General features: G+C 60.3%; 28 protein-coding genes. 15 read left to right on the forward strand and 13 right to left on the reverse strand.

Annotated features, from left to right (window positions below; genetic code table 11):
- Positions 1–74 precede the first annotated feature (74 nt).
- Both ACTJK9_RS03290 and ppnN read right to left on the reverse strand, forming a co-directional pair.
- Positions 75–812 (reverse strand): response regulator, encoded by a 738-nt coding sequence (locus ACTJK9_RS03290; RefSeq protein ID WP_039766999.1) that lies wholly within the window; start codon positions 810–812, stop codon positions 75–77.
- A gap of 157 nt (positions 813–969) precedes the next feature.
- The gene (gene ppnN, locus ACTJK9_RS03295; protein WP_085610598.1) at positions 970–2343 is read right to left on the reverse strand and encodes a nucleotide 5'-monophosphate nucleosidase PpnN; all 1374 of its coding nucleotides are present in this window, start codon (positions 2341–2343) and stop codon (positions 970–972) included.
- A gap of 211 nt (positions 2344–2554) precedes the next feature.
- Here ppnN and ACTJK9_RS03300 point away from each other — a divergent pair, with 211 nt between their 5' ends.
- The gene (locus ACTJK9_RS03300) at positions 2555–3076 is read left to right on the forward strand and encodes a DUF3087 domain-containing protein (protein ID WP_085610597.1); all 522 of its coding nucleotides are present in this window, start codon (positions 2555–2557) and stop codon (positions 3074–3076) included.
- Here the strand turns inward: ACTJK9_RS03300 and ACTJK9_RS03305 are convergent.
- On the reverse strand, positions 3073–3459 hold the full coding sequence (locus ACTJK9_RS03305; RefSeq protein ID WP_085610596.1) for a DUF2784 domain-containing protein: 387 nt from the start codon (positions 3457–3459) through the stop codon (positions 3073–3075). The two genes, ACTJK9_RS03300 and ACTJK9_RS03305, sit on opposite strands and share 4 nt — an antisense overlap.
- Positions 3460–3614: 155 nt before the next feature.
- Here ACTJK9_RS03305 and ACTJK9_RS03310 point away from each other — a divergent pair, with 155 nt between their 5' ends.
- From ACTJK9_RS03310 to ACTJK9_RS03320, 3 genes are read left to right on the forward strand one after another with little or no spacing between them, the layout of a single operon-like run.
- Positions 3615–4313, forward strand: coding sequence for an AzlC family ABC transporter permease (locus ACTJK9_RS03310; protein WP_440812102.1), 699 nt, complete (start codon positions 3615–3617; stop codon positions 4311–4313).
- The gene (locus ACTJK9_RS03315) at positions 4313–4624 is read left to right on the forward strand and encodes an AzlD domain-containing protein (RefSeq protein ID WP_440812409.1); all 312 of its coding nucleotides are present in this window, start codon (positions 4313–4315) and stop codon (positions 4622–4624) included. The genes ACTJK9_RS03310 and ACTJK9_RS03315 overlap by 1 nt, the downstream gene beginning before the upstream one ends.
- Before the next feature lie 25 nt (positions 4625–4649).
- Positions 4650–4811 (forward strand): hypothetical protein, encoded by a 162-nt coding sequence (locus ACTJK9_RS03320; RefSeq protein WP_158248853.1) that lies wholly within the window; start codon positions 4650–4652, stop codon positions 4809–4811.
- A 43-nt stretch (positions 4812–4854) separates the two neighbouring features.
- Here ACTJK9_RS03320 and ACTJK9_RS03325 read toward each other — a convergent pair whose 3' ends face one another.
- From ACTJK9_RS03325 to ACTJK9_RS03340, 4 genes are all read right to left on the reverse strand, one after another.
- Positions 4855–5127, reverse strand: coding sequence for a hypothetical protein (locus ACTJK9_RS03325; RefSeq protein WP_039767674.1), 273 nt, complete (start codon positions 5125–5127; stop codon positions 4855–4857).
- A gap of 267 nt (positions 5128–5394) precedes the next feature.
- Entirely contained in the window at positions 5395–6075 is a 681-nt protein-coding gene (locus ACTJK9_RS03330; RefSeq protein WP_440812104.1) for an SOS response-associated peptidase, read from the reverse strand.
- Positions 6076–6128: 53 nt separating this feature from the next.
- Positions 6129–6968 (reverse strand): ABC transporter permease, encoded by an 840-nt coding sequence (locus ACTJK9_RS03335; protein WP_440812107.1) that lies wholly within the window; start codon positions 6966–6968, stop codon positions 6129–6131.
- Positions 6969–7029: 61 nt separating this feature from the next.
- Positions 7030–8013 (reverse strand): aliphatic sulfonate ABC transporter substrate-binding protein, encoded by a 984-nt coding sequence (locus ACTJK9_RS03340; protein WP_221397558.1) that lies wholly within the window; start codon positions 8011–8013, stop codon positions 7030–7032.
- Positions 8014–8305: 292 nt separating this feature from the next.
- On the opposite strand from ACTJK9_RS03340, the gene ACTJK9_RS03345 reads away from it, so the two are divergent.
- From ACTJK9_RS03345 to ACTJK9_RS03355, 3 genes are all read left to right on the forward strand, one after another.
- On the forward strand, positions 8306–9253 hold the full coding sequence (locus tag ACTJK9_RS03345; RefSeq protein WP_440812109.1) for an ABC transporter substrate-binding protein: 948 nt from the start codon (positions 8306–8308) through the stop codon (positions 9251–9253).
- Between the two features lie 134 nt (positions 9254–9387).
- Positions 9388–10287 carry a polysaccharide deacetylase family protein gene (locus ACTJK9_RS03350; protein WP_085610590.1) on the forward strand — a complete coding sequence of 300 codons (900 nt, stop codon included), beginning with the start codon at positions 9388–9390 and terminating at the stop codon, positions 10285–10287.
- A gap of 123 nt (positions 10288–10410) precedes the next feature.
- Positions 10411–10653: a DUF1652 domain-containing protein gene (locus tag ACTJK9_RS03355; protein WP_011334667.1), complete on the forward strand. Its 243-nt coding sequence runs from the start codon at positions 10411–10413 to the stop codon at positions 10651–10653.
- A gap of 3 nt (positions 10654–10656) precedes the next feature.
- Here ACTJK9_RS03355 and ACTJK9_RS03360 read toward each other — a convergent pair whose 3' ends face one another.
- Complete coding sequence (locus ACTJK9_RS03360; RefSeq protein WP_085602944.1) at positions 10657–11019, reverse strand: NUDIX hydrolase; 363 nt, start codon at positions 11017–11019, stop codon at positions 10657–10659.
- A 197-nt stretch (positions 11020–11216) separates the two neighbouring features.
- Between ACTJK9_RS03360 and ACTJK9_RS03365 the strand changes: the two genes are divergently transcribed.
- Positions 11217–11405: a DUF2188 domain-containing protein gene (locus ACTJK9_RS03365; protein ID WP_440812113.1), complete on the forward strand. Its 189-nt coding sequence runs from the start codon at positions 11217–11219 to the stop codon at positions 11403–11405.
- Between the two features lie 59 nt (positions 11406–11464).
- On the opposite strand, the gene ACTJK9_RS03370 is transcribed toward ACTJK9_RS03365, so the two are convergent.
- Positions 11465–11704: a hypothetical protein gene (locus ACTJK9_RS03370; protein WP_007950501.1), complete on the reverse strand. Its 240-nt coding sequence runs from the start codon at positions 11702–11704 to the stop codon at positions 11465–11467.
- A gap of 176 nt (positions 11705–11880) precedes the next feature.
- Here ACTJK9_RS03370 and ACTJK9_RS03375 point away from each other — a divergent pair, with 176 nt between their 5' ends.
- The gene (locus tag ACTJK9_RS03375) at positions 11881–12216 is read left to right on the forward strand and encodes a hypothetical protein (protein ID WP_041475321.1); all 336 of its coding nucleotides are present in this window, start codon (positions 11881–11883) and stop codon (positions 12214–12216) included.
- A gap of 64 nt (positions 12217–12280) precedes the next feature.
- On the opposite strand, the gene ACTJK9_RS03380 is transcribed toward ACTJK9_RS03375, so the two are convergent.
- Entirely contained in the window at positions 12281–12829 is a 549-nt protein-coding gene (locus ACTJK9_RS03380; protein WP_221397557.1) for an RrF2 family transcriptional regulator, read from the reverse strand.
- A gap of 337 nt (positions 12830–13166) precedes the next feature.
- Between ACTJK9_RS03380 and ACTJK9_RS03385 the strand changes: the two genes are divergently transcribed.
- Positions 13167–14372: an NAD(P)/FAD-dependent oxidoreductase gene (locus tag ACTJK9_RS03385; protein ID WP_085610588.1), complete on the forward strand. Its 1206-nt coding sequence runs from the start codon at positions 13167–13169 to the stop codon at positions 14370–14372.
- Positions 14373–14426: 54 nt separating this feature from the next.
- On the opposite strand, the gene ACTJK9_RS03390 is transcribed toward ACTJK9_RS03385, so the two are convergent.
- Positions 14427–14705: a Rho-binding antiterminator gene (locus ACTJK9_RS03390; protein WP_085610587.1), complete on the reverse strand. Its 279-nt coding sequence runs from the start codon at positions 14703–14705 to the stop codon at positions 14427–14429.
- Positions 14706–14945: 240 nt separating this feature from the next.
- On the opposite strand from ACTJK9_RS03390, the gene ACTJK9_RS03395 reads away from it, so the two are divergent.
- A complete protein-coding gene (locus ACTJK9_RS03395) occupies positions 14946–15551 on the forward strand; it encodes a DUF6338 family protein (RefSeq protein ID WP_221397555.1) in 606 nt (201 codons plus the stop codon).
- A 142-nt stretch (positions 15552–15693) separates the two neighbouring features.
- Here the strand turns inward: ACTJK9_RS03395 and ACTJK9_RS03400 are convergent, their stop codons facing one another.
- A complete protein-coding gene (locus tag ACTJK9_RS03400; protein ID WP_064379392.1) occupies positions 15694–16593 on the reverse strand; it encodes a LysR substrate-binding domain-containing protein in 900 nt (299 codons plus the stop codon).
- Positions 16594–16714: 121 nt separating this feature from the next.
- Between ACTJK9_RS03400 and ACTJK9_RS03405 the strand changes: the two genes are divergently transcribed.
- A complete protein-coding gene (locus ACTJK9_RS03405) occupies positions 16715–18082 on the forward strand; it encodes an MFS transporter (RefSeq protein WP_440812119.1) in 1368 nt (455 codons plus the stop codon).
- Positions 18083–18106: 24 nt separating this feature from the next.
- Positions 18107–19381, forward strand: coding sequence for a glucarate dehydratase family protein (locus tag ACTJK9_RS03410; RefSeq protein WP_440812121.1), 1275 nt, complete (start codon positions 18107–18109; stop codon positions 19379–19381).
- 47 nt (positions 19382–19428) lie between these two features.
- Here ACTJK9_RS03410 and ACTJK9_RS03415 read toward each other — a convergent pair whose 3' ends face one another.
- A complete protein-coding gene (locus ACTJK9_RS03415; protein ID WP_085610583.1) occupies positions 19429–20313 on the reverse strand; it encodes a LysR substrate-binding domain-containing protein in 885 nt (294 codons plus the stop codon).
- 159 nt (positions 20314–20472) lie between these two features.
- Between ACTJK9_RS03415 and ydiJ the strand changes: the two genes are divergently transcribed.
- Complete coding sequence (gene ydiJ / locus ACTJK9_RS03420; RefSeq protein ID WP_440812123.1) at positions 20473–23502, forward strand: D-2-hydroxyglutarate dehydrogenase YdiJ; 3030 nt, start codon at positions 20473–20475, stop codon at positions 23500–23502.
- Between the two features lie 115 nt (positions 23503–23617).
- Complete coding sequence (locus tag ACTJK9_RS03425) at positions 23618–24787, forward strand: DUF1624 domain-containing protein (RefSeq protein ID WP_440812126.1); 1170 nt, start codon at positions 23618–23620, stop codon at positions 24785–24787.
- Positions 24788–24791 lie beyond the last annotated feature (4 nt).

Consider the following 24791-nt stretch of genomic DNA (forward strand, 5'->3'; position numbering starts at 1 on the left):
ATATGTGGTGTTACGGCCCAAAAACACCGGTTACGTATCTGCGCGGCGAATTTATACAGAGCGATACAAATCCGTCAGGATTCGGCGAGCATCTCCACGGCGAAGGAGAACACATAACCCTCGTTGCGCACGGTCTTGATGTAGGTCGGCTCGCGGGAGTCGTCCAGCAGCCGCTGACGCAGGCGGCTGACCAGCAAATCGATGGAGCGGTCGAACAGGTCGGCGTCACGGCCCTGAGTCAGATTGAGCAACTGGTCGCGGCTGAGCACCCGTTGCGGATGATCGAGAAACACCCGCAGCAAACGATACTCGGCGCCGCTGAGGGCGACCATGGTGTCGTCTTCATCGAGCAGGTGGCGGGCGGTGGTGTCCAGGCGCCAGCGGCCGAACGCGAGCAGCCGCCCGGTTTCGGTGATCAGCAGATTGGGCGGCAGCATTCGCGTGCGGCGCAGCACGGCGTTGATCCGCGCCAGCAGCTCGCGGGCGGCGAAGGGTTTGGTCAGGTAATCGTCGGCGCCCATTTCCAGGCCGAGGATGCGGTCTGTCTGGTCGTCGCGGGCGGTGAGCATCAGGATCGGGATCGCCTTGTGCTTGCCGGCGCGCAACTCGCGGCACAGCACCAGCCCGTCATCGCCGGGGAGCATGATGTCGAGCACGATCAGGTCGACCGTGTTGGCTTCCAGAAAGCTGCGCATCTGCCGGCCATCGGCGACCACGGTGCTGCGCAGGCCGTTTTTTGTCAGGTAATTGCCGACCAGTTCGCGGATCTCGCGGTCATCGTCGACGATCAGGATGTGGTTGATGTGATCCATGGTTCACACTCTTTTTGTGGGAGCGAGCTTGCTCGCGAAGGCGGTCCGTCAGTCAACAAAGATGCTGAATTCGATGGCCCCTTCGCGGGCAAGCCGGCTCCCACAGTGTTATGGGATGCCCTGAAGAATGGGTCTTCAGGCTTATTCATAGGCGGTGTCAGGACACCACGCGATAGCACGGCACATACGCCGCGCCACCCGGCAGTTTCATCCGGTGCTGGGCGACGAAGGCTTTGAGCAGCAGATCGAGCGGCTGCATGATCGCGGCGTCGCCACGGATCTGATACGGCCCGTGTTCCTCGATCAGACGAATGCCCTTGTCCTTGACGTTGCCGGCGACAATCCCGGAGAACGCGCGGCGCAGGTTGGCCGCCAGTTCATGAGGCGGCTGATCGCGGTGCAGCTTGAGGTTGGCCATGTTTTCGTGGGTCGGGTCGAACGGGCGCTGGAAGCCTTCGTCGATTTTCAGCAGCCAGTTGAAGTGGAACGCATCGTTGCGTTCGCGGCGGAACTGCTTCACCGCTTTGAGGCCCGCGGTCATCTGCCGCGCCACTTCGGCCGGGTCGTCGATGATGATTTCGTAGTGCTTTTTCGCCGCCTCGCCGAGGGTGGCGGTGACAAAGGCGTCCAGTTGTTCCAGGTACGGCGCGGCGTGTTTCGGCCCGGTCAAAATCACCGGGAACGGCAGCCCGGCGTTGTCCGGGTGCATCAGGATGCCCAGCAGGTACAAGAACTCTTCGGCAGTGCCGGCGCCGCCCGGGAAGATGATGATGCCGTGGCCGACGCGGACGAAGGCTTCCAGGCGTTTTTCGATGTCCGGCAGGATCACCAGTTCGTTGACGATCGGGTTCGGCGCCTCGGCAGCGATGATGCCCGGCTCGGTCAGACCGAGGTAACGGCCACCGTGAATCCGCTGTTTGGCGTGGGCGATGGTCGCGCCTTTCATCGGGCCCTTCATCACGCCGGGACCGCAGCCGGTGCAGATGTCGAGGCTGCGCAGGCCCAGTTCGTGGCCGACTTTCTTGGTGTATTTGTATTCTTCGGTGTTGATCGAGTGGCCGCCCCAGCACACGACGATTTTCGGCTCGACGCCCGGGCGCAGGGTGCGCGCGTTGCGCAGCAGGTGGAAGACGTAGTCGCTGATGCCCTGGGAGGTGCTGAGGTCGATGCTCAGGGCGTCGAGTTCGTTTTCGGTGTAGACGATGTCGCGCAGGGCGCTGAACAGCATTTCCCGGGTGCTGGCGATCATTTCGCCGTCGACGAAGGCGTCGGCCGGAGCGTTCAGCAATTCCAGGCGCACGCCGCGATCCTGCTGGTGGATGCGGATTTCGAAGTCTTTGTAGGCTTCAAGGATGGTCTTTGCGTTGTCGACATGGGCGCCGGTATTGAGGATTGCCAGGGCGCACTGGCGAAAGAGGGTGTAGGTGCTGCCGGTTCCGGCCTGGCTCAGTTGCTGAACTTCACGTTGGGAAAGGGTTTCGAGGCTGCCTTTCGGGCTGACCGAGGCATTGATTACGTGTCGTTGGGTCATGCAGTGATCCTTAAAACGATGTCATTGCCGGCCTGGCCAATGGCATCCGAATAGTGTGTATCCATGAATGAAGATGGCACGATCTGCGTGGTATCGCCATGTCCCCGTTGGACGTAGAAAAGATGAAAAGGCGCTCCAGCATAGCTAAATCCGCCTCAGAGGCGATAATGCGCCGGCCTCTTTTTATTTCAAGCCATGGAAGCCTGTCGCGATGTTCGAGATTCAACCGATCGATGCCATCAGTTATCGCCAGCAGACCCGGCGCAGCACGCTGATCATCGCGTTGCTGTTTCTGGTGCTGGCGATGGCGTTTTCGACGGCGGCGGTGGCGCTGTTCGGCGAGCCGGGCGGGGATAATCTGCGGTTCAATGTTGGCGGGGTGTTTGGCGCATTTCTGCTGACGGCGGCGTTGTTGCGCGGGCGTTTCTGGAACCAGACCTGGATGGCTCCGGCAGTGTACGGCTGGCGGCTCAAGCGCAGCCTGATGAGCGTCACCAATGTGATGCATCAGGTGACGGCGGCGGTGGAGAAGGGTGATCCGGTGGCGATGAAGGTGCTGCGTTTCTATCACCTGGGCCTGACTCAGATGCATGAACTGGATGGCAACGCCAGCGATCACGCGCAATTGCACCGGGAAGTCGAAGCGCACAAGGCGCGGATGGAGGCGCTCGGTCTGGACACCGATCAGACGCGCCTCGATCCGGCCTGGCTGGAAACCTTGAAAGCGCGCTAAAACGGAATGCGCGCGGCGCGTCTGAGTTTCCAGCGGCGAATCAGGCGCCCGTAGACCAGCAGGTTGACCGCCAGCACCACGCTGCCCAGTACCAGCTGAATCTGCGTGGTCAGCCCGGCCGGGTAGATGATCGGCCAGACGTAATGTTCGATGAAGCCGCCGGCATACTCTGTTTGCCCGGCGGCGTGGCGCATCAGGTTTTCCCAATAGGTCAGCGGACAGGTCAGGTGCAACACCTCGACCGCCACGCCCCAGGCCGCCGCCGGCAAATGCAGCCACATCAGCCGCGGCCACTTGAGCACCAGCAGTCCGCCGAACAGCACGAACAGAATGAACAGCAAATGAAACAGCACCAGCCCGTCGGCGGCTATTCGATACAGCATGTCGTCTCCCTGACGCGTGTGTGAATGGTTGCCATGTTACGCCCGTAAACGACTGACGGAAGGAAGGATTTGCGCCAACTGCGCAAGATTGTTCAAGCCATGAAAGGGCGTTTGCTGGCAGAGTCCGGGGCCTTGTCTCACGGTTGAAGCGTGTTATGTCTGACTCATTAATGCCGCGCAGTGCCTTCCTTCGCGGCGCCGCGGCGATCATGCCGTTATCCCTGGCGACCGCCCCTTGGGGGCTGCTGGCCGGCTCAATGGCGATTGAAGCCAACCTCACGCCGCTGCAAGGGCAGGGCCTGTCGAGCATCGTGTTTGCCGGCGCTGCGCAATTGGTGGCGATCGGCATGCTCAAGGGCGGCGCCGGGATTTTCTCGATTCTGCTGACCACGCTGCTGCTGACCTCGCAGCACTTGCTTTACGGCATGAGCTTGCGCCAGGTGATTTCGCCGTTGCCGGGACGTTGGCGCATCGGCCTGGGCTTTTTGCTCACCGACGAGTTGTTCGCCCTGACCAGTCAGCACGATCGTCAGCAGTTCAACCGCTGGTACGCCCTGGGCGTCGGCCTGACGTTCTACATCGCCTGGAACCTCTTTACCCTGGCCGGCATCGTGCTCGGCAGCAGCATTCCGGGGCTTGAACACCTTGGGCTGGACTTCTCGATTGCCGCCACCTTCATCGCTCTGATCACACCGGTGGTGCGCAATGTGCCGACGGTGGTCTGCGTGGCAGTGTCGCTGTTCTGCTCGTTGTTGTTCAGTTATTGGCAATGGGGTTCGGCGCTGGTGCTGTCGGGGCTGGCCGGCATGACGGCCGGGTTTATCTGCAACAAGTTGTATCGGGAGCGCACATGATGGTCTGGGCTGTGATTTTCGGCATGGGGATTCTGGTGTTCCTCAACCGTTACGTGTTTCTCGAACCGCGCTTGCCGGTGCGATTAAGCAGTAACGCACGGCAATTTCTCGGTTTTGCCGTGCCGGGCATGTTGACCGCGATTTGCGGGCCGATTGTGTTCATGCCGGACAAACAACTGAATCTGCAGTGGGATAACCCTTATCTGCTGAGTTCGTTAGTGGCAATCGCACTGGTGATCTACACGCGCAACACGTTGCTCAGCATGCTATTGAGCATGGCGTTTTTCTTTGCATTGCGCTGGTGGCTTTAAGTTCTACGCTTAATGGATCAATTTCATGAGCGAGGTGAACATGGCAACCGAGCAGAAACGTCCTGAAGAAGATGACGAACCGAGCGAAGAAGAAATCGAACGGGAGAAACACAAGGAGCAGACCTGGAAGCATGACGACAGCCGCGAGTTGTCCGACCGTGATCAGGAACGCCCGCTGAAACCCTGAACGCCACAACGAAAAGCCCCGCGATTGCGGGGCTTTTCGTTCATCAAAGATCGTCCAAGTGCGTGAAATCGGGGTGGGAGGCCCGATAACCCAAGGTCTTGTCGATCCAGGCATTCAACTCGTTGACCATCACCGGCGGGTGGCAGGGATAGCTTTCGAGGGTGGCGCGCAGGATGCGGTCGATATCGGGTACATCACGCAGGTTTCGAGTCTTTATGTAATGGCCGATAAAACAGTCGAGTTGAAAGCGTTCTGTCGGGGACAGATGAATACACTCCAGGCCTGTGACCTGTTTGATTGCAAAATCGTCGCGCAACTTAATTCTCTGCAAGGCTTGTAAGTTTGTGGGGGATTCCTGGTTTTGCTGACTCTTTGGTCAACTGGTATGCCAAAAGGAAATGCGGCGCGCATGCTATCCGTAGTGTTTGTAAATGTATGTATGACGGTTGAAATGTCAGACAGGCGGTTAGTTCAATCAAACGACTGTTTAGGTTGAATGTTTCGCGTTTGAAACACCGCGTGTAACAGGCAGGATTCGATTCGTGAGTTCCTGCTTTTGATAACGCACCGCGTCGACATTTATTTACGGTACGGCATCAATCAATTCCGCGCCCTGATTGCGGGAGTTGCCCACCGCTTTGCCGACTTTGTGCCATTGGAACGCTTCGCTGGATTCGGCTTCGAACAACAGCATCTGCTCGGCACGCTCTGTGGGCGTGGCGGGATCGAGCCATTCCTGAACCCGGTCAGGGCGCAGCACAATCGGGCGACGGTCATGCACATCGAGCAAGCCGCCTTCGCTGTTGGCGGTAATGATGACGAAGCCGTCGTCTTCCCGTGAAGGTTCGCCGGGTATCGGAAACTGGCCGATGGCGGCGCAGAAAACCGGCTGGTGATCGGTCCGACGAATCAGCCACGGTTGTCGGCTCTTGTCGGGTGCATCGACCCACTCGAACCAGTTGTCGACCGGCACGATCAGTCGATGACGCCAGATCGCTCGAAAGAACGGCCCGTGGGCGACTTTTTCCAGCCGCGCGTTGATCGGTGCGGCGCGATCCCTGGCCCAGTGCGGGCGCCAGCCCCAGCGCAGATTGTCGGCGTATAGCCGTTGTTGGTGCTGATGAAGGATCGCCAGTGACGTTGTGGGCGCGGCGTTGTAATGCGCCAGCGGGGCGTCGCCGACGTGATTGATCAGCGCATCGGGAATACTCAGCACCGCGACGAAATCGTGGATACCCCGGTATTGCGACAGTCTTCCGCACATCGGCCGACCCTCCGGCGAACACCTGCCTGAAGGTTTCAGCTTAGTTGCACGGTTCAATCTTTGCTGCCCTGGCCGGTGAACGCGTCGCGCCAGACCAGCCAGCGACGTTCCAGCACGGCCAGCAAACCGTCGCTGAGTTTGCCCAGCAGCGCCAGGACGATGATCGCAGCCAGCACGATGTCCGGCCGCGACGTTTCGCGACCGTCACTGAGCAGGTATCCCAGACCTTTGGTCGCGGCGATCAGTTCGGCCGCCACCAGAAACATCCACGACAGGCTCATACCGCTGCGCAATCCCGTGAACAGGCCGGGCAGGGCGGCGGGCAACAGAATCCGTTGCACCAGTTGCAGCGGGCTGAAGCCGTAGATGTGCCCGACTTCCACCATTTTGCGGTCGATGTTGCGGATCGCCGCGACCACGTTGACGTACACCGGGAAGAACGCGCCGATGGCGATCAGAACGATTTTCGAGGTCTCGTCGATCCCCAGCCATAGCAGCAACAGCGGCACCCAGGCCAGGCTGGGAATCGACCGCAGTGCGGCGAACGTCGGTTCCAGATAAGCCTCGGCTTCACGGCTCAGGCCGACCCACGCGGCAAACACCAGCGCCAGACTCGCGCCGATGGCGAACCCCAGCAGTACGCGAATCAGGCTGGCGCCGATGTGCTTCCACAAGGCGCCTTCGGCCAAATCGGTAAGGGTCAGGGCGATCTCGCTTGGCGCGGGCATCTGGTAGGACGGCAACCAGCCGATGCGTACGATGAATTCGAGGGCGATCACGATCAGCAGTGGCAGGGCCAGGCCTTTAAGGCGTCGACGCCAGAGCGGATTCAGCAGTGGGCCTTTGCGGCGTGGTGCCGGCACGGCGAGGCGGGCGGGCAAGTCGTTGCTCATGGACGGTTCTCCGCTCACGACAAATCCGCGACGGGCGCGGACTTGTTGTGAGCCTGGTGGGTTACTGGGCGGCGACTTGCTGGAAACCGGTGTCGATCAACTGATCGATGACCTGATCGACATTCACCCCACGGCGCACCAGTTCTTCGGAGACCAGAATCGGCGCGGCGGCTTTCGAGGCCAGCACGTCCCTGGCGGTCAGCTGCGGGCTGCTCAGGTCGGTGCGCGACAATTGCAGTTTGGCCACGTCCAGCGGCAGGCCGGATTCGCTGGCGAGCAATTTGGCCAATTCGTCGGGGTTCTTCACCGACCACTCGCGGGCCTGCTCATAGGCCTTGATCACGGTGTCGATGGTTTGCGGGTGTTGCTTGGCGTATTGCTCGGTGACGCTGACCACGCCGTAGCTGTTGAAGTCGCGATTGCGGTACAGCAGGCGCGAACCGGCCTGCACCTGACTGGCGGCCATGTGCGGATCGAGGCCGGCCCAGGCGTCGACATCGCCTTTCTCCAGCGCGGTGCGGCCGTCCGGGTGCTGCAGGTGTACCAGTTCCACGTCGTCCTTTTTCAGCCCGGCCTGTTGCAGGGTGCGCAGGGTGAACAGATAAGGATCGGTGCCTTTGGTGGCGGCGATTTTCTTGCCCTTGAGGTCGGCGACAGACTGGATCGGCGAGTCCTTGCGCACCACCAGCGCGGTCCATTCGGCGCGGCTATAGACGTAGACCGATTTGATCGGACTGCCATTGGCGCGGCTGAGCACGGCGGCGAGGCTGGCCGACGAGGCGAAATCCACGCCGCCGCTGTTGAGGTATTCCAGCGAGCGGTTACTGCCCTGGCTCAGCACCCAGCTGACTTTGCTCTGGGGCAAGGCTTTTTCCAGGTAGCCCAGATGTTTCAGCGCCAGGCTGACCGGCGAGTAATAGGCGTAATCCAGATGCACTTCAGCCGGCGGCGCTTCGGCAGCGTGGGCCAGAGGATGCAGACTCAGGGCTACTGCGCAGGCCGCGAGCAGCGTTTTGATGCGGGAAAACGGTAAGAGGGGTTTCATGGGCACGCTCCGGCAAGGCAACAGATTCTTATGTCAAAAAAGATATTTTTATCGAATGCTTCCTGCATGAATGGAATATTGCAGGCTCTGTGCCATGTGCGCGTTGTCCCGCATTTATTGGGCTTAACGCCGGTTTTGCAGGTTCGAAGTGTTGCAGGGAAAACACTCTGACGAGCCACTGTTGCTCGGCCAACAGTGCGGAGGGAAGGTGCTGAGCTTATGCGTTAATCGAATTTCAAATCTGATTTGTAAGAGCGTTATGGTCTATAAAAATCCCTCTGCAGGACTCGCCATGAAGCTCTCACGTTTCCTACGCGCCGCGTTGACCAGCGCACTGTTTGCCACGCCATTGACCTACGCTGCCGAACCCTTGGTACTGCACGTCGGCGACCAGAATTACTACAACATCCGCGCTTCGATAGAAGCGTCCGGCGTGTTGAAGGACGCGCCTTACACGGTTGACTGGAAACACTTCCAGGCTGCCGCGCCGTTGGCCGAAGCGTTGCAGACCGGGTCGCTGGATCTGGGTTTCCTGGGGGATTCGGGTTTTCTGTTTCTGGCCGCTAAACAAGCGCCGGTGAAGCTGATCGGTGTGTCGCGACAGAATCCGGATACCATCGCCCTGTTGGTGCCCAAGGATTCTCCGGTGAAAACCATCGAGGATCTGAAGGGCAAGAAAGTCGCCTACTGGCCGGGCGCCTGGAGTCAGCAGCTGACTCTTCGCGCACTGGAGCAGGGTGGTTTGCCGGAGAATTACGTCGACTTCGTCAAACTGATGCCGATCGATGCGGCGGCCGCGCTACCGCAAGGCAGCATCGACGCGTTCCCGGTGTGGGAGCCGTATATTTCCCAGCAGATCGTGTTCTCCGGCGCCCGGCCGATTCTCACCGCGAAAAACCTGATGCCGGGCTTGAGCGCCATCGCCGCGTCTGCGCCGTCCATCGACAGCAAGCGTGAAGCGATCGCCGATTTCCTTGGGCGCCTGAAGCAGGCCCGGGCCTGGGTTGACAGTCACACCGACGAGTACGCCGACCTGTGGGCGAAGAAGGCCAACCTCGATCAACAGGTTTCGCGGCACTGGTTGCGCCAGGCGCACATTACGGTCGGCCCGGTGGATCAGCAGGCCGCCGCTGACCTGCAAAGCACCGCCGATTTTCTGTTCAAGGTCAAGGCGCTACCGGCTCCGCTGGCCACGGCCGGTATCATCGACAGCTCGTTTCAACAGGCGCTGGCGCGCTGAGCGAGCGCTGGAACCAAACCCTGTGTATCTTTATCCAACCTCGGCCCATCTCAATGGGTCGCAGGGAGGCAGCAGCGGCGAAGGAGTTTTGCCAATCGACAACATGACCGCAACGGTCGGGCTCAAGGCAAAACATGACACAGTGGTTCAAGCTTTTCTGCGCGATGGCGATGGTCGTCGGGTTGGCCGGATGCATCGCCGCTCCCATCGAAATGTCCGCGCAGACCGAAGCCCGGCTCAAAGAGCAGGCGCCTGTGCGCTTTCTGTTGACCTTCGATGACGGCCCCAGCGCTTCGAGTCTTTTCAATCCTACCGACACCGTGCTCGACAGCCTCAAGGACAACCCGCTGCAACCGGGGATCAAAGCGGTGTTTTTCGTCCAGACCCGCGCACCCCGAGCGGGCAACAGCGAGATCGGTCGGCGAGTCATGCGCCGCGAGTATGACGAAGGGCACATTCTGGGCTTTCACACCGCCACCCATTGGCACACCAATCATCGATTGCTCGACCCGGATGAGCTCGAAACTTCGCTGACCAACGGCTCGGCAGACATCGCGGCGATCACCGGCGCGCCGCCGACGTTATTGCGTCCGCCGTTCTGGAACTACGACAAACGTACCTTCGCCGCCTATCAACAGCACCATATGCAAGTGTTGCTGACCGACCTGAGCGCCAACGACGGCAAGATCTGGGGCTTCAACGCCAGCCCCCGGCGGCGGGCGAACATGCTGCGACAACTGTCGGAGGTCCGCGAACGGATTGCCCTCGGCGAATTGCCAACGGTGGACGGAGTGATTCCGGTGGTAGTGACCTTCCATGACCTCAACCGCTACACCGCCCGTCACACCCGCGAGTACTTGCAGATACTGCTCGACAGTGCCGCCGCCACCGGCGTGCGACTGGCAGGCAAACCGTTCTATGACGATCGCGCGGCGCTGGAAAAGGCTGCGCTGGCGCGCACGGTGCGCGAGTCGTCGAAACCGGTGAATCTGCCGGGAATATGGAACTGGATCTGGGACCATGACGCCCATTGAGAGCCGCGATTTGAAGTTGTGAAGCGGTTGGCAATTTTTACACTGGGCGGCAGGGGCGGGGCAGTGAAAGCTCATCTATGCTCATCGGGTCGCCCGAGCCAACGCCTGTGAGGCGTGCCCACCATGATTGCCATTGCCGATATTTGCCGCATCGTCGAATCCGGCTTTTCGCCGTTGTATTGCGACTGCACCGAAACGGCGCAAGGCCTCTTGCAGATCAAGGTTTACGAACCCGACAGCGGGCGTGTCGAGTTGCTGCTCAATGGTGTTTCTCCTGAACATCTGGTCACTATTCGTGACATCTCCAATTTCATCGGTGAATTGCGCACGGAAATGAGCGCCGGACGCCGGGCGTTTGCCGGCTGAGGGTCAAAGGCGTCGCTGAAAGGCGCGGACGATGCTCAGCGTGGCGTCACTGACGTTCAGATTCTGCACCGCATCGAGCGGGTGCCAGAGACAGTCGACGATTTCATTCAGCGGGCGAACCTGATCGATGTTCAGCACCGATGCCTCGTAGACGTGGTGGCGGGTGCTGCCGTTCTGCAATTCCATCAGATAAAGCATGTCATCGCTGTCCAGCCCGGTTTCCTCTTTGAGTTCTCGGACGGCGGCTTGCGCGCGGGTTTCTCCCGGTTCGACGGTGCCCCCCGGAAGCGTCCAGCGGCACCTGGGTTTGCGCACCAGGAGAATGTGTCGATCCTGCTCGCAGATGACGGTTGCTCGTACTTTCATGTGTTACCCGATTGCCGGTTGTCATAAATCTGTCATGAATTAGCAATATTTGGGCCGCTACCGGTTTAGAGCTTCTGAGTGCCTGGAAGCGGCAAAAGTGCCGGAGACTTGACGCGGCCACGGTGCGACGTCCGGTCGGCACGGCAGCGCGTTGCGGGTGTAAGGTGGAAAAGTTCGTCAGCAGACAGGAGGTGCCTATGAGCATGGCGATGCTGAACAAAATGCACATGAATGGCTACGACGTACTCAGCGTGAACAACGGCCCGTGGCGGGTCTGCACGCAGGGTGACCGGCTCGCATCGTTTGCCAGTCGCGAGGAAGCGCTGGCGTATGCCGCTGCGCTGCCGAGGTACAAAAGCCGCGCACGCGGCCGCAAGACAGACTGAAGGTCTGTGAAGAAAAAGCCCCGGTTGTCCGGGGCTTTTTGCTGTGGGCTGAGTGAGGTTCAGTGGACTTTGGTTCGGCTGATGGCGCGGGCTTTCACTTCGCGGGCATACAGTTGCAGGCGTTCTTCATCGCTTTGCAGCACTTCGCAGGATCGCAGTACCGCCTGGGCGTCCGCCTCGTTGCCCGACTGACGCAGTTGCTCGGCGATGCGCTTGAGGTCCACCGCCGACCATCTCAGGTCCGATGCCACGCTTTGCAGGTCACGCTGAAGTTCGTGTTCGTATTCATTGAGCCGCATGATCACCTCCGGAACATTCTCGGTAAAACAGAGTAGCCGCATTTTTCCGGTGTGGGGCATGGTCTTCTGTCGGTGAGCTGAATGGCCCGGTTTTCGGGGAGTACCGGCAGAGCGCTACGATGGATGTCCGAACAGTTACAGGGTACATTTGCGTTTTTTCAGATGAAGGAATCACTATGCGGATGTTGATCGGAGGGATGCTGATGGCGGCATTGGCCGGTTGTTCGTTGCCTGCGTCACTGGTGCCGGGCGAGCCGAATGTCAGCAAGACCAGCGACAAGACTCCCAAGGACTACGCCGCGTGTGTATTGCCGCTATGGCAGCAGGACGTTGCCAAGACGTCCCAGACAGCGATTTCCAATGGCTACCGGATCACCGCGCCGAGCATCGTCACCGCCGACGAGATTCTCGATGTGGTCAAGTACAAGGACGGCAGCCGCGTTTCCCTGTACCAGGGGCCGCCGTGGGCGAAGTCCGGGTCGTTGCGCAAAGCGGTGCGCGACTGCCTGTAATGGCGAAATAAAAAAAGCAGAAACCGGAGATCGGTTTCTGCTTTTTTTTGCCTGCTGATCGGGCTCAGTCCGAGATGTCGGTGAGCGGAATGCCGGCGCCACCGGTCTTCTTTTCCCGGCGATCCTGCATCCAGTCTTCCACCTGGCTGTTGAACCCTGCCGGTGCCTTGCGCCCGACCTTTCTGGCGATGTCGAGGATGGTCTGCTGGGCGAGGGCTTCTTCCATGCGCTTTTGCGCGGTCATCATCGCGGCGTGAATCGAGCAGGTGCCGTCCAGCGCCCAGTCCGGCGGGGAGCCGTCGAACAGTGCACAACGTCCGCGTATCTCCCGGCACTCGAAAATGTTCTTGCGACCATCGATGGCATTGACGATGTCGAGCAGGGTGATTTCATCCGCCGGACGCGCCAGGGTAAAGCCGCCGCGCACACCGCCGGTGGATTCCACCAGTTTGCCTTTGGCCAGTTTGGTGAAGATCTTCGCCAGATAATCCAGCGGCACCCCTTGCAGCTCTGCCAGATCGCGCACGCTGGCTTCACGACTGTCACCGCCGCTGCCTACCAGAAAGGCCAGGCAGTGAATGCCGTACTCGACCCCCGCACTGTAAAGCGACATAACTATCTCCGACTGTATTTGTCGCCGATGTTATCAGGGTTGTTCGTGGCAAACAAATCGGGAGCGCCTTGAGTGTTTGGCTATGAGGATCCCGGATTTATTGGTTTTTAGCTAAATCAATGAGTTAAGGGAGGTGGCTACGTTCGATCTGAGCTATCGAAGTTTTCGATGCTAATCATCACAAAATCTGACTTTTCGGATTTAAAGGCGACCAATACAGTCGCCGTTGTCAGGTGAGCAGCCTTCCGCGTTTTTGAAAAATACAACCGAGTCCGCTCCCGATGATGTGAATCCTTCAACCTCATTCAGTGACTTGGCTTCGTGCCTGGAGAGAACAATGAAACAGCACATTCTGGTAATCGGCGCAGGTTTCGGTGGCATGTGGACGGCATTGAGCGCCACGCGTCTGGTCGACATTCACAATCGGGACAACATCGACGTCACCGTACTGGCGCCGCAGGCCGAGCTGCGCGTTCGTCCGCGTTTCTACGAGCCGAACGCCCACACGCTGGCCGCGCCGCTGGGCGATCTGTTCGATGCGGTTGGCGTCAACTTCATCAAAGGCGCGGCGAACACCATCGACGTACAGGCGAAAACCGTGGGCTACACCGACGCAGCCGGTACGCAACAGGTGTTCAACTACGACAAACTGGTGCTGGCCGCCGGCAGCGGCCTGGCCCTGCCGGACACCCCGGGCGTGGCGCAGTATGCGTTTGACGTCGACCAGATCGAAGCCGCCATCCGCCTGGAACATCATCTGAAATCCCTGATCGACCAGCCTGAAAGCCAGGCGCGCAATACTGTGGTCGTCGCCGGCGGTGGTTTCACCGGTATCGAAACCGCCACGGAAATGCCGGCGCGTCTGCGAGCCGTGCTGGGCGATGATGCCAACATCCAAGTGATCATCGTTGACCGTGGGCAGAAAGTCGGCGCTGCCATGGGCGAAGCGATCAGCGTGTCGATTGCCGAAGCGAGCGAAGAGTTGGGCGTCGAATGGCGACTGGGTGTGTCGGTGCTGTCGGTCGATGAAAACGGCGTGACCCTGTCGGACGGCCAGCGCATCGAGGCAAAAACCGTGGTCTGGACCACCGGTGTACGCGCCAGCTCCCTGACCGAGCAGATTCCTGCCGAGCGCGATCGCCAAGGTCGGCTGCACGTTGATACCCATTTGAAAGTCATCGGCCAAGACGACATCTTCGCCACTGGCGACGTGGCTTACGCGGCCACCGACGATATCGGCAACTTCGCCCTGATGACCTGTCAACACGCGATTTCCCTCGGTCGTCACGCCGGCAACAACGTTGCGGCGCAGATTCTGGGGGTCGACCCGACGCCGTACAGCCAGCCGAAATACGTGACCTGCCTCGACCTCGGCGCCTGGGGCGCGGTGTACAGCGAAGGCTGGGATCGTCAGGTAAAACTGGTCAAGGAGGAGGGCAAGTCGCTCAAGACCCAGATCAACACCCAGTGGATCTACCCGCCGGTGGCTGACCGTGCCATCGCGCTGGCGGCTGCGGATCCGATGATCCCTGTCGTCGCGTAAAACGGCGTGTCACAGAAAATCTCGCCCGGTTGATGCCGGGCGGGATTTTTTTGTTCAGATTCCGCAAACTCCTCCGGCAAGGATCACTCGACCGAACTCGGCGTTGGCCTCCTGAGGTGTGATCGCGAGCAACTGGTCGAGGCGAATTTCCTGTCGCGCGGCTTGTTGCTCGATCACCAGGAACTCTTCCTTGTCACTGCTGGTTCGCGTGGTCACGGCCCGGGCCATCAGACGCTGACCGTCGACCAACTCAATGTCCAGCTGATAGCCGCGCAGGCAGGCTATTTCCAGGTAGTCGTGCAGATCACAGTTCAACGGCTGATAACGGGTCATGGCGTTACTCCTCGAAACCTTGCGCGATGATGAAACGATCCGGCTCGTGCATCAACCTTCATGCGGCGGTGCTGATGGCGGCAGGGAACGGTGCTGATCAGATTCTGCGGGATGTGTAATGCGCGGTGACAGTTGATTGCGGGCGTTTTTCCCGCGAGCACTAGGCTTTGAATGCCGGCCCGTTACGGGCCGGCATTGCTGTTTCTGGAGGATTGTTTTTGATTCAAGGAGCGACCGATCATGGATGATCTGGTGAAAGAAGTGATTCCGCTGTTGCAGTACCTGATTCCGGGGTTTGTCTCGACCTGGATTTTCTACACCCTGACGGCCTTCAAGCGGCCGGATACGTTCGGCCAGATTGTGCAGGCGCTGATTTTCACGTTTGTGATTCACGGGATGGTGCTGGGGGTTGGAGCGGTTTGTGTGTGGGTGGGGGAGAAGGGGTTTTCTGTAGGGAAGTGGGATGCGAAGGCTGAAGCGTGCTGGGCATTTTCTGCTTCGTTGTTGCTTGGGTTGATGGCTTGCTGTCTGGCAACCAATGACCGATTGCATGGGTGGTTACGCAGTAGAAACGTAACGAAACAATCTTCCTATCCGAGTGAATGGTTCAGCGCGTTTGCGCAAAATGATCAATTCATCACCCTGCATTTGAACGACGAAAGGCGCGTTCTAGGCTGGCCGGTCGAATGGCCTCCCGAATCCAGCACCGGGCAATTCTTGATGGGATCTCCGTACTGGCTCAATGAAGATGGCACCAAGTCGCCTTTGGGCGCGGAGTTTTTGCTGATAGATTCCGCAAAGGTTAAATGGGTTGAGTTCAACCCGACATCAGAGGGTTCAACATGACTGCTAGAGCACGACGACCTATGCCGGAGCATCTCAGACACCTGGTTTATGGGCCAGACGGTAAGCGATTGGAGAATCCACCGATTCAGGCTTCAAAGGCACCACCACCGCTGAAGTATCCCCCATCACCGCATACCCAATCCTAACCCCATCCATCCTTCACCGCCCGGCGAATGCCCTCCAGCAACATCGCAAACGCCGGGTTGTCGTTGTTCTCCCGCCAGATCAGATGCAGCTCGCTCTGCACCCCTTCGCCCAGATCGATCTCGCGAAACACCACATTCCTGAACACCACACTGGTCGCGCAACGCGGCACCAGCGCCAGGCCCATGCCTGCGTTGACCAGCGCCAGAATCGTCAGCGAAGACCCAAGCCATTGCACGTAATCCGGGGCGACCCGGGCCGAACGCAGCATGCCGGTGAGCAATTCGTTGAACGGCGGATAGGCCGCGTGGGAATACATCAGGAACGGCTGCCCATCCAGGTCCTTCACTGACACATCGTCTGCCTCGGCCAGTCGATGACCACTCGGCACCGCCAGCACAAACGGCTCGCGCACCAGACACTCGGTCGCGTAGCCCGGTTCCAGCAACGGCGCGCGGACGATCCCCAGGTCAATGCGTCGAGCGCGCAGGGCTTCGTGTTGCTGGTAGGTGTTCATTTCAGTCAGGTCGATCTTCACCTGCGGCTGCTTGAGGCGCGCCTCGGCGATGACCTTGGGCAGGAATTCATAAACCGCGCTGCCAACAAAACTGATGTTCACCGAACCGATATCGCCCTCGGCAAAACGCCGGGCGGTGACGGCGGCTTGCTGGGCGCGCTCGAGCAGGTTCTGCGCCTCGATGAAGAATGCGCGGCCGGCAGCGGTGAGCGCCACACTGCGTGTGCTGCGGGTAAACAGTTCGACGCCCAGGTGATGTTCCAGTAACTGGATCTGCCGGCTCAGTGGCGGCTGGGTCATGTTCAGCCGCTCGGCGGCACGCCGGAAGTTGAGTTCGGTGGCGACGGTGGTGAAGCAGCGCAGTTGGGTCAGCTCGAACATTGATCTAATCCAGGTATCAATCGAATGCCAAGTTAGATTAGACGGGATCAATCACCCCGTCCATGATCGCTCTACGCCTGAACAGGCCATCCCTACAAAAACAAAGATCGGGAGTCGCCCCTTGAAAACCCTCCAGAGTCCGCCGGACATCACGGTACTCGCCCGCGCCGCCGACAAGGTCAAGCGCCATGTGCTGCCGTTGTTCGTGGTGATGTTCATCGTCAACTACATCGACCGGGTCAACATCGGCTTCGTGCGCAGTCATCTGGAAACCGATCTGGGTATCGGCGCTGCTGCCTATGGCCTTGGTGCCGGTCTGTTTTTCATCGGTTACGCCTTGTTTGAAGTGCCATCCAACATGCTCCTGCAACGCTACGGCGCCCGCGCCTGGCTGACACGGATCATGTTCACTTGGGGCGCCGCCGCGATGGCCATGGCGTTCGTCAAGGGTGAAACCAGTTTCTATGTGCTGCGCTTCATTCTGGGCGCTGCCGAGGCCGGGTTCTTCCCGGGGATCATTTATTACTTCACCCAATGGCTGCCGGCCTCTGAGCGCGGTAAGACCATGGCGGTGTTTCTCAGCGGCTCGGCAATCGCTTCGGTAATTTCCGGTCCGGTGTCCGGCGCGCTGTTGCACATCAGCGGTCTGGGCCTGCACGGCTGGCAGTGGATGTTCCTGATCGAAGGTGCCGCGTCGGTAGTGCTCTGCGGGTTTGTCTGGTTCTGGCTGCAATCCCATCCGCGTCAGGCCAAGTGGCTGAGCGAGGAGGAGCGTGAAGCGCTGGTGACGGCAATCGCTGAAGAGCAGCGCGCCCGCGAAGCAACTCACGTCGCCAGACCATCGATGTTCAAACTGTTGGCGGACCGGCAGATCGCGCTGTTCTGTTTCATCTACTTCTCCATCGCCCTGACCATCTACGGCGCCACTTTCTGGCTGCCGAGCATGATCAAGAAGATGGGCAATCTCGGCGACTTCCAGGTCGGGTTGCTCAACTCCGTGCCGTGGATCATTTCCATCGTTGCGATGTACAGCTTTGCGGCGCTGGCCGGCAAGTGGAAATTCCAACAGGCGTGGGTCGCGCTGACCCTGGTGATCGCCGCGTTCGGCATGTTCATGTCCACCACCGGCGGGCCGATTTTCGCCTTCGTCGCGATCTGTTTTGCGGCCATCGGTTTCAAGGCGGCTTCGGCACTGTTCTGGCCGATTCCGCAAAGCTATCTGGATGCGCGCATCGCGGCGGCGGTGATCGCGCTGATCAACTCCATCGGCAATCTGGGTGGCTTCGTTGCGCCGACCGCGTTCGGTTTCCTGGAACAGACCACCGGCTCCATAGAAGGCGGCCTGTATGGCCTGGCCGCAACTTCGCTGGTGGCAGCAGTGGTGATCTTCTTTGCCCGCATGGCGCCCGGCGCCAAAGGCAAAACCCCGGCAAAGCCTGAACCCGAAACCGCCGTCGCGCCGACGGCCAATCCGGTGGCGAGCCACTGATTCCGACTCAACAGGAGCGTCATTTTGAAAATCACTCGCGTAACCGTCACTCCGATTGCCTTCCGTGATCCGCCGCTGCTCAACGCCAGTGGCATCCACGAACCGTTCGCCCTGCGCTCGATCATCGAGATCGAAAGCGACAACGGCTACATCGGCCTCGGCGAAAGCTATGGGGATGCCCCGGCACTGGCGATCCAGCAACAGTTGCAATCGCAGTTGATCGGCCTCGATCCGTTCAACCTCAATCAGCTGCGTCGGATTGTCCAAGCGACGGTCGCTGCCAACAAACCGGCCAGTCTGGCCGGTGCTGAACTCGCCCCTGGTTCCCATGCCAGTAAAGCGGTGAGCAACGCGTATTCGGCGTTTGAAGTGGCGTTCCTCGATTTGCAGGCCCGCTACTTGAATGTGCCGCTGGTGGATCTGCTGGGCGGTGCGGTGCGCGATGAAGTACCGTTCAGCGCCTATCTGTTTTTCAAGTACGCGCAACACGTCGATTCACCGTACAAGCCGGACAACTGGGGCGAGGCGCTGAACGAGCAGCAGATCGTCGCCCAGGCCGCGCGGATGATCGAGGCGTATGGTTTCAAGAGCATCAAGCTCAAGGCCGGCACGCTGCCGCCGGAACACGAAGTGGCGTGCATCAAGGCGCTGAAAAAGGCCTTTCCCGGTTATCCGCTGCGCATCGATCCCAACGGCAACTGGTCGCTGGAAACCTCGATCCGCATGGCCGAGTTGCTGGGCGATGATCTGCAGTATTACGAAGACCCGACCCCGGGCCTCGAAGGGATGGCCGAACTGCACAAACGCACCGGGCTGCCGCTGGCGACCAACATGGTGGTCACCGATTTCGATGAGTTCCGCCGCAGTGTTGCGCTGAACAGCGTGCAGATTGTCCTCGCCGATCACCATTACTGGGGCGGCCTGCGCGACACCCAGACCCTGGCGAAAATGTGCGATACCTTCGGCCTCGGCGTGTCGATGCATTCCAATTCACACCTGGGCATCAGCTTGATGGCGATGGCTCACGTAGCGGCTGCCGTACCGAATCTGGACTACGCCTGCGACACCCATTACCCGTGGCAGGAGCCGGATGAAGAAGTGATCAAGGGCGGCAAGCTGCCGATTGTCGATGGCTGCGTGAAGGTTACTCGTGCACCGGGTCTGGGGCTGGAACTGGATCACGATCAACTGGGCAAGCTGCATGACCAGTACCTGACTTGCGGCATTCGCCAGCGCGATGATGTGCGGCAGATGCAGCGCTATAAACCGGACTGGAAAGCGCTGAAGCCGCGGTTCTGAGTTCACGGGGCTGCTCGCGATGGCAATTGATCTGGCGATGTAGAGATTCAGAGCGTACGCATCAACCAGTCGCGAAACGCCTTCAGCGACGCCAGCGACTCATTGCGCGCCGGGTACACCAGGTAATAGCTGCGCCGGCTGCTGATCGGTTGGCCCAGTTGCAGCAGCTCGCCGTTGTGCAATTCATCTTCGACCAGAATCCTCGGCACCAGTCCGATGCCGATATTGGCGCGCACCGCCTGGATCAGGTGCGAGGTCATCTCGAAACTCGGGCCGATGCGCATGCTGCGATGGGGCAGGGCGTGATGACTGAACCACTCGGACCAGGCCTGAGCATTGCTGCTGACGTTGAGCAGCAATTGCCCGGCGATATCCTTGTCGGCCGCACGGCGTTCGGCATCGGTCAGCTGCGCACTGGCGATCACCACCAGTTCCTCGGTGTGCAGGCGGTGGGCAGTCAGCCCCGGCCAGTCCCCGCCACCGACGCAAATCGCCGCGTCGATTTCGCTGGTGTCGAAGTCGATCGTCTCGATGCGTGAATGCAGGTGCACGGTCATGCCTGGGTGCGCGGTGTAGAAATCCTTCAAGCGCGGCAGCAGCCATTTCGAGCCGAAGGTCGGCAAGGTCGCCAGGCGCAGGCTGTGGATGCCCGAGCCAAACGCCATGGCCTGCAACGTCGCACTGCGGATCTGGCCGAGGGCTTCGGACAGTTCGCGCTGATACATGCGCCCGACGTCAGTGAGGATCACTCGCCGGCCTTCGCGGCTGAACAGGCGCATGCCGAGCATCTTTTCCAGAATCTGCACCTGCCGGCTGACCGCGCTTTGGGTCAGCGACAGTTCGTGGGCGGCGCGGGTGTAGCTTTCATGGCGTGCGGCGGCTTCAAATGCCAGCAGCAACGACATCGAGGGAGTGAGGGTTCGCGGATTCATTCGTTTTAGTCATGGATTGCGGGTCGATTTTACGGTTGTCCCGGCATCGGTCTGCAATGAACATAAGGCCTATGAGATGGCGGGAGCGTGACGCAATCATTCCTTGCGCACAACTGTTCACCGCCACACGGCCCGTTTTTGACCGAGATTGCACTTCCGATGATTGCTCAGCTGTCGCCTTCCACCACGTTGAACACTGACTACCAACAGTTTCTCAAAGCCCTTGAAACCAGCGGTTTTCGCGGCGAAATCAGTGCCGACTACGCCAGCCGCGTGGTGCTGGCCACCGACAACTCGATCTATCAGCGCTTGCCGCAAGCAGCAGTATTCCCGCGTGACGCCGACGACGTGGCGCTGCTGGCCCGTCTGATCGCCGAACCGGCCTACCAGAAAGTGGTGATCACCCCTCGCGGTGGCGGCACCGGCACCAACGGCCAGTCATTGACCGACGGTATCGTCGTCGACCTGTCGCGGCACATGAACCGCATTCTCGAAATCAACGTTGAACAGCGTTGGGTGCGGGTGCAGGCAGGTGTGGTGAAAGATCAATTGAACGCGGCGCTGAAATCCGCCGGGCTGTTTTTCGCCCCGGAACTGTCGACCTCTAACCGCGCTACTGTCGGCGGTATGATCAACACCGACGCCAGCGGCCAGGGCAGTTGCACCTACGGCAAGACCCGCGACCACGTGCTGGAACTGCACATGGTCCTGCGCGGTGGCGAGCGCTTGCACGGTCGCCCGCTGGAAGAAAGCGAGCTGACAGCGGAGTGCGCCCGCGAGGGCCGGGCCGGTGAGGTGTATCGCTGTGCGCGGCAGATCATTGATGAGCAGGGCGAGCTGATCCGGGAAACCTTCCCCGATCTCAATCGCTGCCTGACCGGCTACGACCTGGCGCACCTGCGCGAGGCCGACAACCGTTTCAACCTCAACAGCGTGCTGTGCGGCGCCGAGGGTTCGCTGGGGTTTGTGGTCGAGGCCAAACTCAACGTGTTGCCGATTCCCAAGCACACGATGCTGGTGAACATACGCTACGCCGGCTTCATGGATGCCTTGCGCGATGCCCGTGCGCTGATGGCGCTCAAGCCGCTGTCGATTGAAACCGTCGACTCCAAAGTGCTGTTGCTGGCGATGCAGGACATCGTCTGGCATGGCGTCGCCGAGTACTTTCCGGAAAGCGCCGAGCGGCCGACGCTGGGGATCAACCTGGTGGAGTTCTGCGGCGACGATCCCGAGGAGCTGCAGCGCCGGGTCGAAGTCTTCGTCCAGCACTTGGGCAACGACGCCACGGTCGAGCGCCTGGGGCATACGCTGGCCGTCGGGCATGCGGCGGTGAATCGCGTCTACGGCATGCGCAAACGCGCGGTGGGCCTGCTCGGCAACGTCGCCGGTGAAGCGCGGCCGCAGCCATTTGTCGAAGACACCGCCGTGCCGCCACAACACCTGGCCGAGTACATCGCCGAACTGCGCGACCTGCTCGACAGCCACCAATTGCAATACGGCATGTTCGGCCACGTTGATGCCGGCGTGCTGCACGTACGGCCGATTCTCGACATGAAAGACCCACAGCAAGCCGCACTGGTGCGTCCCGTTTCGGACGGCGTCGCCGCGCTGACCCAGCGTTACGGCGGCCTGCTGTGGGGCGAACACGGCAAGGGCCTGCGCTCGGAATATGCGCCGGCCTTCTTCGGCGACTTGTACCCGGCGCTGCAGGCCCTGAAGGCGGCGTTCGATCCGTTTAACCAGTTCAATCCGGGCAAGATCGCCACACCGAATATTCCCGGCGCGGCATTGCTGAAGATCGATGAAGTGACCCTGCGCGGCGAACTGGATCGGCAGATCGACGAGAAAGTCTGGCAGGACTACGGCGCAGCGATGCACTGCAACGGCAACGGCGCCTGCTACAACTTCGATCCCGACGACGCCATGTGCCCGTCGTGGAAAGCCACCCGCCAGCGTGCGCAATCGCCCAAGGGCCGCGCCTCGCTGATTCGCGAATGGCTGCGGTTGCAGGGCGAGGCGGGGGTCGACGTGTTGGCCGATGCCAGTCGCCGTCCGCCATTTTTCAGCACGTTGCTGCAGCGCTGGCGTAACAGCCGTGCGCAGGAACAGGACTTCTCCCACGAGGTGTACGACGCCATGGCCGGCTGCCTGGCGTGTAAATCCTGCGCGGGGCAGTGCCCGGTGAAGGTCAACGTGCCGGACTTCCGTTCGCGGTTCCTCGAGCTGTACCACACGCGCTATCTGCGACCGGCGCGGGATTACCTGATCGCCTCGCTGGAGTACACGATTCCGTACATGGCGCGGATTCCGTTTCTCTATAACGGCTTGATGGGCGTCTCGTTCAGCCGACGCTTGATCGAGCGTCTTGGCGGCATGGTCGATGTGCCGCTGCTCAGTCGTTTTGATTTTTATGCGGCGATGCGCCGCTGGCAGGTTCAGCCGGCGTCGGTCGAGGTGTTGTCGGCGCTGACTGCAGCCCAGCGCGAGCGCAGTGTGGTGCTGGTGCAGGATGCGTTCACAAGGTATTTCGAGGCGCCGTTGCTGGCGGATCTGATCGAGCTGATTTCGCGTCTCGGCTATCAGGTCTACCTGGCACCGTTCAGTGCCAACGGCAAGCCGCTGCATGTGCAGGGTTTTCTCTCGGCGTTCAACCGCGCGGCGTTGCGCAATGCCGGGCAATTGCGCGCGCTGGCCGAGGTTGGTGTGTCGTTGGTAGGGCTCGACCCGGCCATGACTCTGGTGTATCGCCAGGAATATCTGAAAGTACCGGGAATGGAGAAATGCCCGGAGGTGGCGCTGGTGCAGGAGTGGCTGCTCAAGGTCATGCCGGAGCAAATCGGAAAGCGCCGCGATGAAACCTTCCGCCTGCTGGCGCACTGCACCGAAAAAACCAACGCTCCGGCCGCCACTCGGCAATGGGAGCAGGTGTTCGAGCGTGTCGGCCTGAAGCTCGCGACCCAGGCCACCGGTTGCTGCGGCATGTCCGGCACTTACGGACACGAAGCGCGTAATCGCGAGACCTCGGCGGTGATCTACGAGCAATCCTGGGCGAAGCAGATCGAGGCGCCGGTGGAGAAGGGCGAGGCGCTGGCCACCGGGTATTCCTGCCGCAGTCAGGTCAAGCGCCAGGCCGATCGACAGTTGCGCCATCCGTTGCAGGTTGTGCTGGAAACCCTGCGCACCGCGTGATCGCCGTTTGAGAACCGCTAGCGATTGGATCGGTTTTTCATGTTATAAGGTAACGAAAATTTTACGGCCGCTTTCGGGCGGCCGCATTGATCAACCTTTCGATTGCGATACTTCCATGACGATTGCGGTTCCCCGTTCTGCCCCCTCGGCCACTGGCCGGTTGCTGTCCATTGATGCGCTGCGTGGCCTGGTGATTCTGTTCATGTTGCTGGACCACGTGCGCGAAACCTTTCTGCTGCATCGTCAGGTCAGCGACCCGATGGACATCGCCAGCACCGAGCCGGTGCTGTTCTTCAGCCGTACCCTGGCGCATCTGTGCGCGCCGGTGTTCGTGCTGCTGACCGGCTTATCAGCGTGGTTGTTCGGGGAAAAGTACGCCGGCAAGGCTGACGTCAGTGCCTTTCTGTTCAAGCGCGGTTTGTTTCTGGTGGCGCTCGAATTCACCCTGGTGAATTTTGCCTGGACGTTCCAGCTGCCACCGACTGTGATCTACCTGCAAGTGATCTGGGCGATCGGCCTGAGCATGATCGCGCTGTCGCTGCTGGTCTGGCTGCCACGCTGGCTGTTGTTGACGCTGAGCCTGGCGATCATCGCCGGGCACAATCTGCTCGACGGACTGCACTTCGCAGCGGAGTCGGCGCTGCACGTACCGTGGGCGATCCTGCATGATCGCGGCTGGATCGAGGCGGGCGAGACCTTGCGTCTGCGCACCTCGTACCCGTTGTTGCCGTGGATCGGCGTGATCGGGTTGGGTTACGCGCTGGGGCCGTGGTTCGCTCGCGCCGCCGATGCAGCCGTGCGTCAGCGCCGCTTGTTGATCGGTGGCATCGCCGGGCTGCTGGGGTTCGTGGTCCTGCGGCTGGTCAACGGTTACGGCGAGAAACCCTGGGCCTTCGGTGACAGCGGTGTGCAAACCCTGATGAGTTTTTTCAACATCACCAAATACCCGCCGTCGCTGTTGTTCATCACATTGACGGTGAGTGTCGGACTGTTGCTGTTGCTGGTGTTCGAACGCGCACAGGATCGACGCTGGATTCGCTGGCTGACGGTGTTCGGTTCGGCACCGATGTTTTTTTACCTGCTGCACCTGTATGCGCTGAAGGTGCTGTACCTGATCGGTGTGGCGCTGTTCGGGCTCAATCAGGGCACGTATTTCGGTTTCTCGTCGGTGACGGCGGTGTGGCTGGCGGCGATGGTGCTGGCGGTCGCGTTGTTCCCGGCCGTGCGCTGGTTTTCGGCATTGAAGGCCCGGCGTCGCGACATTGCCTGGTTGAAGTATCTGTAAAACG

The sequence above is a fragment of the Pseudomonas sp. 22082 genome, from assembly GCF_052046055.1.
In the GTDB taxonomy this organism is placed as follows: Bacteria; Pseudomonadota; Gammaproteobacteria; order Pseudomonadales; family Pseudomonadaceae; genus Aquipseudomonas; species Aquipseudomonas pharyngis.